General features: G+C 64.4%; 1 protein-coding gene. It reads left to right on the top strand.

The window, feature by feature from the left end; translation table 11 throughout:
• Nucleotides 1–61: 61 nt before the first annotated feature.
• The gene (locus MGN01_RS23340) at nt 62–376 is read left to right on the top strand and encodes a hypothetical protein (protein ID WP_147049168.1); all 315 of its coding nucleotides are present in this window, start codon (nt 62–64) and stop codon (nt 374–376) included.
• Nucleotides 377–556 lie beyond the last annotated feature (180 nt).

Consider the following 556-nt stretch of genomic DNA (forward strand, 5'->3'; position numbering starts at 1 on the left):
TTGCTCCGCTCGTTCCGCGACCTCTATGTTCGCAGAATGTTCTCCTCCGAGTCGGAGCGAAATGGCCAGCCTGTGGGTGCCGACCCTCGCGCATTTTCCATGGGTCAAGGTGCGCGTGGCCTGCATCCTGTGCCCGCATCGCAAGGGCGAATATCGCCTGGTCGGGCTGGCGGCTCGCTTCGGCCCGAGAGCACCGTTGCACGATGTGCTGAAGGGCCTGTCCCGCTGCCGCTATTCGCTGCCAGAGCGTGGGTTTGGAGCAAAGCGTCCCCCAAAATACGCTCCACGGTGCGGCATCTACTTCGTGGATCTCGAGAGCGCGTCGCCACCGCCACCGGATCTGCCGGCCGCAGTCAGCTCTAAGCCGTCGCCATGAGCCAGCGACCCCGTTGTCAGGCCCTCACGAAGAAGAAAGCCAGGACCGCTGACGGCGTCCCGACCAAGACCTTCAAGCGCTGCGCCAGAGACGCGAACGAGAGCGGCTTGTGTGGTTGGCACGAACAGCAGCAGCAGAAAGGGCGGCTGATCGAGCGGGTCGCGGAGGACTGATCACCGC

It is taken from the genome of Methylobacterium gnaphalii, assembly GCF_007992215.1.
Taxonomy (GTDB): Bacteria; Pseudomonadota; Alphaproteobacteria; order Rhizobiales; family Beijerinckiaceae; genus Methylobacterium; species Methylobacterium gnaphalii.